Origin of the sequence: Methanomethylovorans sp. PtaU1.Bin093, assembly GCF_002067275.1 — an archaeon.
Classification (GTDB): Archaea; Halobacteriota; Methanosarcinia; order Methanosarcinales; family Methanosarcinaceae; genus Methanomethylovorans.
In genome coordinates this window covers 1-6,038 of record NZ_MVQX01000015.1, presented here as the reverse complement: position 1 = coordinate 6,038, position 6,038 = coordinate 1, and the positions used below count along the sequence as shown (strand labels likewise).

Genomic DNA, 6,038 nt, shown 5'->3' with positions numbered 1-6,038 from the left:
GCCTTATGAAAAGGACACAATTTCTGACTCTGTAGGCATATACAATACTGATGGCACCTGGGCTCTGTGGAACACTACTACATATGTTGCAGATATCTTGACATTCGGCCCTGCAGGCATGCAGCCTGTTGTGGGTGACTGGGACGGGGATGGTATTACTGAGGTTGGCGTATACAACGCCACAAATAATAGCTTCCTGATCCAGACAGATCCAGGATCTGAGCTCGTTGAGATCGGATGGCCTGGCACAACACCTGTTGTGGGTGATTGGGACGGCGACGGTGCAGATGCTGTAGGCGTATACAATACCAATGGCACCTGGGCTCTGTGGAACACTACTACACATGTTGCAGATAACGTGACTTTCGGCCCTGCTGACATGCAGCCTGTTGTGGGTGACTGGGACGGAGATGGTATTACCGAGGTCGGTGTATACAACGCCACAAATAATAGCTTCCTGATCCATACAGATGACAGAACTGCTCTCATTGAGATCGGATGGCCTGGTACAACACCTGTTGTAGGTGATTGGGACGGCGACGGTGCAGATGCTGTAGGCGTATACAATACCAATGGTACGTGGGCTCTGTGGAACACCACAGCGAATGCTGAAGATATCTTGACATTCGGCCCTGCTGACATGCAGCCTGTTGTGGGTGACTGGAACGGAGATGGAATTACTGAGGTGGGTGTATACAACGCCACAGGTAATAGTTTCCTGATCCAGACGGTATACGGGACTGAGATCATCAACGTGGGGCAAGAGGGTGGTATCCCGGTTGTGGGACACTGGAATGACCAACTCAAGAATGCCGAATATTGGTACGATAAAGGTTACGACCTTTTGCTAGCTGAGAGATATGAAGAAGCGATCCAGGCATTCAATAGGTCCATAGAGCTTGATCCACGGTATGTATATGCATGGGCCGATAAAGCGTATGTCCTCAATGAACTGGGCAGATATGAAGAAGCTATACAGGCATGTGATGAAGCCATAAAGCTGGACCCGAACTCTCCATATGCATGGGCTGAAAAAGGATATGCGCTTGATGCACTGGGCAGATATGAAGAAGCCATACAGGCATATGATAAGGCCATAGAGCTAGACCCGAACTATGCATTTGCATGGGCCGATAAAGCGTATGTTCTCAATGAACTGGGCAGGTATGAAGAAGCCCTCTACGCATGTGATAAAGCCATAGAGCTAGATCCTGATCATGCATATGCATGGTTTGAAAAAGGATATGCACTTGGTGCACTGGGCAGATATGAAGAAGCCATACAGGCATATGATAAATGTATAGAACTTGATCCTCTGAATGCTCTTGCGTGGTACAACAAGGGTGTAGTTCTTGAAGCACTCGGCAGATATGACGAAGCTCAAGTGTGCTATGATAAGGCTGAAGAGCTGGGGTTCTATATTGAAGATGTGGGATATTACACATCAAACATCGAAGGCCCTGAACATCACGTATTAAAGATCTTAAATAGCTCGCGGCGCAGTTAAATTAGAGGCCATGGATGGCTATGGCCTTTTTTTTCTTTAAACTAGAAAGTTGTTCTTCACCCGCCGTAAACGACCCGTATTAACTGCAGTTCGTCCTTATTGTACAATATCGTATCTTCGGGAATGATCTGCTCGTTCATTACCACGATCACTGAACTTTGGTTGATCCCCAGTTGATGCAGCAGGCTATCCACCCTTAAAGAACTTATCTCGATCTCTTGGATCTCGCCTGAAGGCAATCTGACTTTCATGCTCTTACTTTCTTTTTGATCAATGTTTCTTTGGCTGTGTGCATCGTCCCAGCAATGTGCTCAGGCTGTCACTTGAAACAATTCCTACCAGCTGATTGTTTTCATCAACTACAGGAAGAGCTGAAATGGCTTTTTCTTCCATCAGTTTGGCGACTTTAGCGATCGCTTCTTCCGGGATTGCAGTAAATACTTGCCTGGAAATGATCTGATCAAGATCCTGGTATCCGCAGGCAACAGCCTTGGCTATGTCCCAGGAGGTAACGATACCTGCAAGCTGGCCGTTGTTTCCTACCACGGGGAGATGGTTCACCCCATTCTCTATCATTATCCTGGCCGCATCGTTCATAGAAGACTGCTCATTGATGATAGGGCTATCCGTCATCACATCACGGACCAGCAACCTGTCAAGGAACTGGCTGATCATATAGTTCAACTGTCCGGACTCCAGCAGGAAAGCATCATGTCCATAGTTCGAGCGTATCTCACAGTACTGCACTTCGATATCATTGGCTGTCAATGCACTTACGATCTCTTCGGACTGATATGGCGGATAAAGCCAGTCAGAAGATACTGATATTACCAGAAATGCAGATCCGGCTTTGGAAAAGCCCGCTGCCAGAGAACCATTGACACTCAGATCAAAATAATCTATGGCTTTCGTGATATACAGATAGGAATTTGCATCGAAACGCCTGGTAAACGACTCTCCCTGATGGTGCAGATAACTTTGGACCTGGAACTCAGTGGAGAAATCATATCCAATTGCCTCTTTGTTCTGCAGGTTACGGCCAAATTTGTTATGCATTGAATCGTCTGAAAGATAGGTAATATGCCCTATCATACGCGCAAGTGCCAGACCGCGCTCCGGGATAGTACCGTTGGAGTATTCCCCTTTGTTCCACTTTGGATCGGCCATGATAGCCTGCCTGCCTACTTCATTAAAAGCTATCTGCTGAGGAGTTGATCTGGCGGTTGTCGCTATTGCAACGACCTTGCGTACCATTTCCGGATAGGAGACAGACCACTGTAAAGCCTGCATACCACCCATTGATCCTCCCACCACAGCCAGAAGCTGTTGTATACCAAAGTGATCAATAAGACGTTTCTGCAGGTTGATCATGTCAGCAACGGTGATAATAGGAAAAGAAAGACCATATCTTTCTCCGGTCTTGGGATCGATGGATGCCGAGCCTGTTGTCCCGTTGCAACCTCCGAGGATGTTGGAACAGATGACATAATAATCATCCGTATCCAGTGCCTTTCCCGGACCGATGATCGTATCCCACCATCCTGGCCGGTCATCTCCTGCATGATAACCGGCAGCATGTGCATTCCCGGAAAACGCATGACAGACAAGGATGGCATTGCTCTTCTCCCTGTTAAGCCTGCCATAGGTTTCATAGGCTATCGTAACAGGACTGATGGATGCACCACTTTCAAGGACCAGCGGCTCATCAAATGTGAGGTGTTCTGTTCTTGTAATTCCCACCGACCTGTGCATGTTCACACCTTTTCAAGGGCCTGCTCAAGGTCTGCGATGATATCTTCAATGTCCTCGATACCTATGGAGAGGCGTATATAATCCGGCGTGACACCTGTAGCCATCTGTTCTTCCGGGGTCAGCTGCTGATGAGTAGTAGTAGCCGGATGGATGACAAGGCTCTTGGAATCACCAATGTTAGCAAGATGTGAGAACAGCTTAAGCTGGTCGATGAAATGTTTTCCAGCTTCTGCACCACCCTTTACACCAAATCCCATGAGTGCACCATAGCCTCCTTTGAGGTACCTGGATGCAAGCTCATGGCTTGGATGGTCAGGCAGACCCGGATAGTTCACCCATGATACCTTGGGATGAACCGATAGATACTCTGCCACTTTTGATGCATTCTCTGAGTGTCGCTGTATCCTTAGATGCAACGTCTCAAGCCCCTGCAGTAACAGGAAAGAGTTAAATGGCGAGATGGCAGCACCAGTATCCCTGAGCAGCTGCAGCCTTACTTTGAATATGAAAGCGACATTACCAAGTCCCGGAAAGCTGGAGAAGGTGTCCCAGTACCTAAGACCATGATAACTGGGGTCGGGTTCCGTTAGTTCCGGGAATTTACCGTTGTCCCAGGAGAATTTGCCGGAATCCACGATCGAACCACCGATGGAAGTCCCATGTCCTCCTATGAACTTTGTCGCGGAGTGTACAACGATATCAGCCCCATGCTCAATGGGCCGCACAAGTCCTACAGCAGTCGTGTTATCCACAACAAGTGGCACTCCGGCCCCGTGGGCAATGTCTGCGATAGCCCTGAAATCGGGGATATCCAGTTTTGGATTGCCTACAGACTCAATGTAGATGGCCCGTGTCCTTGCGTTGACGGCCTTTCTGAAAGCATCGGGGTCAGAGGAATCCACAAAAACAGCTTTTCTGCCCAGCTTGGGGAAAGTGTAATTGAGCAGTTCGTATGTGCCTCCGTAAAGGTTGTTACCGGATAGGATCTCGTCACCTGGTTGCGTGATAGCCAGCAGGGTATAGGTTATAGCCGCTGAGCCGGATGCAACGGCAAGTGCACCCGTGCCACCTTCGATGGCAGCGATGCGCTGTTCCAGCACATCCGTTGTCGGGTTCATGATCCTGGTATATATGTTGCCAAGTTCCTTGAGGGCGAAAAGATCAGCAGCATGATCGCTGTCACGGAAAACATAAGACGTTGTCTGATATATCGGCACAGCCCGTGCTCCTGTTGTCGGGTCCGGTTTCTGTCCGGCATGCAGTGCAAGTGTTCCTAACCTGTAATTTTGTTCTGTCATATAATTAACCCCTTTTTACCTGAAGTTCGTATTTGTCAGCTATATCCTGGAACGTATCTGTAAGATAACGGACCTTTTCCCATGAAAGTCCGTATGTGTTCAGTTTCCATACACGGGTAGCTCCGGCGAATTCTCCGATTATGCCTCTGCCCGAAAGTTCATCCGAAAGGAAGAATCCTCTGCGTTTATGATGCTGAGCCACATTATCAAAGCTGTGCGTGGTATCGACCTTGGACAGTGTATGCTTACGAGGGTACTCGGAAGCTACGTTACTGCCTTCGATGGAAAGTAAGCCATCGATGAAGTAATTCGATCTCTTTAGTTCTTCTTCCCAGTGGTTCACCCTTTCCTTCACGGCAGGAAAAGATGCCATCATGCCCAGCAATGTCGAGCCCATCAACGTACAGCCAAGCATCTCTACCTCCTTTACACCGAACTTGCGCTGGGTGATATCACCCACCATCTGAGTGGTACGGAATATCCTGGGTGCCCATTCACTGGTCGTTGCCAGCACGCCGGATGGCGCAGGGGATGCCATGCTTTTGTGACCCGAACCTACCACGAAATCAGCGCCTATCTCTTTTCCATCGACCGGCATTACCCCCACGGTATATGCTCCGTTGTACAGGAAAGGAATATCATACTGGTGAGCGACCTTTGCTATACCTTTCACATCGTGCTCGTTAGCGTACTGGTAATCGAAGTGGTCCATCATCACCAGTACTGGCAATTTGCCGGTCTCTTGTTTCACCGACTCGATCTTCTCTGCAGTAGCATCTGCCGTCACAAGGTTTTGCTCATTGAGAGGAACTTCCCTTACTATTCCTCCCGCTTCCTCCACTGCCAGGAACTCAGTGTAATGGGCCAGAGCCGAAACTATCACCGTATCACCTTTATCTACCAATGTGGATGCAACTGCCTGGAACCCGCGCCTTGCACCAGGCACTACACGTGCATCGTCCATGTTCAGGAAACTGGCAAGCTGCTCATGGAAAGGAGCTATCGGCGGATTGCTGATCTTGTCCAGCCGGAAGGGTTTACGGCAGGCATCACAGGTGGAATAGCCATCGCCATAGGCTATGAGAGCCTTGCGTGCTTCCGGAGTAAGCCTTCCGGCTGCCTGGATCGGCTGGATATTGATGTACGTCTCCTCGCGGGAGCGTATGTCGATCGTTCCGGCTATTTTCCGTACCTGGGGAGTGCCTGTACCAGCTTCAAGATCATCTAATATCGTCCTCACTTTGCTGACACCTTCACGGATAATACGTTCATCTTCCTGACCTGTGATATTGGGAAGCCTCTGCCTGAGAGTTTCCCTTATATCCTCAAGGGCGAATAAAGCCTCAAATGTTTTCTGTGTGCGTATATCCATACTTATCATCTGATTAACTGCCATTGTTCGACTTAACCAAAGCTGAGACCCGGATTCGAACCGGGATGAAATGGATCTGCAGTCCATTGCGTAGCCGTTCCGCCATCTC

5 protein-coding genes are annotated in these 6,038 nt (G+C 48.8%); 1 reads left to right on the top strand and 4 read right to left on the bottom strand.

What is annotated here, in order from left to right; genetic code table 11:
* Nucleotides 1-1,507 (top strand): tetratricopeptide repeat protein (locus A4E24_RS01595; RefSeq protein WP_292351091.1); only part of this gene is annotated, 1,507 nt, incomplete at its 5' end.
* 56 nt (nt 1,508-1,563) lie between these two features.
* Here A4E24_RS01595 and A4E24_RS01590 read toward each other — a convergent pair.
* From A4E24_RS01590 to pscS, 4 genes are read right to left on the bottom strand one after another with little or no spacing between them, the layout of a single operon-like run.
* Nucleotides 1,564-1,758, bottom strand: coding sequence for a MoaD/ThiS family protein (locus A4E24_RS01590; protein ID WP_292351090.1), 195 nt, complete (start codon nt 1,756-1,758; stop codon nt 1,564-1,566).
* A 19-nt stretch (nt 1,759-1,777) separates the two neighbouring features.
* Nucleotides 1,778-3,259 (bottom strand): homoserine O-acetyltransferase, encoded by a 1,482-nt coding sequence (locus tag A4E24_RS01585; protein WP_292351089.1) that lies wholly within the window; start codon nt 3,257-3,259, stop codon nt 1,778-1,780.
* Nucleotides 3,260-3,261: 2 nt separating this feature from the next.
* The gene (locus A4E24_RS01580; protein WP_292351087.1) at nt 3,262-4,557 is read right to left on the bottom strand and encodes an O-acetylhomoserine aminocarboxypropyltransferase/cysteine synthase family protein; all 1,296 of its coding nucleotides are present in this window, start codon (nt 4,555-4,557) and stop codon (nt 3,262-3,264) included.
* A 4-nt stretch (nt 4,558-4,561) separates the two neighbouring features.
* Nucleotides 4,562-5,929, bottom strand: coding sequence for an O-phospho-L-seryl-tRNA:Cys-tRNA synthase (gene pscS / locus A4E24_RS01575; RefSeq protein ID WP_292351092.1), 1,368 nt, complete (start codon nt 5,927-5,929; stop codon nt 4,562-4,564).
* Between the last annotated feature and the right edge of the window lie 109 nt (nt 5,930-6,038).

Excerpts from the sequence above, each read along its gene's own strand:
- A4E24_RS01590 (WP_292351090.1), bottom strand. The coding sequence starts at position 1,758 with ATGAAAGTCAGATTGCCTTCAGGCGAGATCCAAGAGATCGAGATAAGT.
- A4E24_RS01585 (WP_292351089.1), bottom strand. The coding sequence starts at position 3,259 with ATGCACAGGTCGGTGGGAATTACAAGAACAGAACACCTCACATTTGAT.
- A4E24_RS01580 (WP_292351087.1), bottom strand. The coding sequence starts at position 4,557 with ATGACAGAACAAAATTACAGGTTAGGAACACTTGCACTGCATGCCGGA.
- pscS (WP_292351092.1), bottom strand. The coding sequence starts at position 5,929 with ATGGATATACGCACACAGAAAACATTTGAGGCTTTATTCGCCCTTGAG.